We start from the raw sequence: 398 nt of genomic DNA on the forward strand, positions 1-398 counted from the left end.
CTGGGTCATGATGTCGGCTCCTGTGACGGGTGCATGGCGGCCTGTTCCGTGACGTGCCCCTCGGGGGACACGCGTTCGATCATGGCGTGCTGCCGGCGCAGCATCATCGGCATCTCGACGTCCTCGTCCGCCGTGGTCCGACGGCTGTGCACCTCCTCCTTCAGGACGAGGCGCTTCTCGACGACGAGTATCTCTTCCAGCACCTGGATGATTGTCACCCCGGCCCCCGTCCTGACCACCGGGGGTACCTCGCCCTAGGCGAGGGTCCGGTTGACGGGCACCCGGGTCACGCCGACCATGTCGCTGCGCAGAGTCTCGCGCAGGACCTGGTCGACGGTGTCGGTTCGCGTGCTGACACGGACCCGTTCGGTCTCCACCGCACGCTTCTCGATGCGCGC

Annotated in this window: 1 protein-coding gene; it reads right to left on the minus strand. The window is 67.6% G+C overall.

Annotation, left to right across the window (positions count from 1 at the left end; translation table 11 throughout):
* Positions 1–5 precede the first annotated feature (5 nt).
* Positions 6–218: a DUF2382 domain-containing protein gene (locus MKK75_RS36395; protein ID WP_313901871.1), complete on the minus strand. Its 213-nt coding sequence runs from the start codon at positions 216–218 to the stop codon at positions 6–8.
* Between the last annotated feature and the right edge of the window lie 180 nt (positions 219–398).

This window comes from Methylobacterium sp. J-030 (genome assembly GCF_022829545.1).
GTDB lineage: Bacteria > Pseudomonadota > Alphaproteobacteria > Rhizobiales > Beijerinckiaceae > Methylobacterium.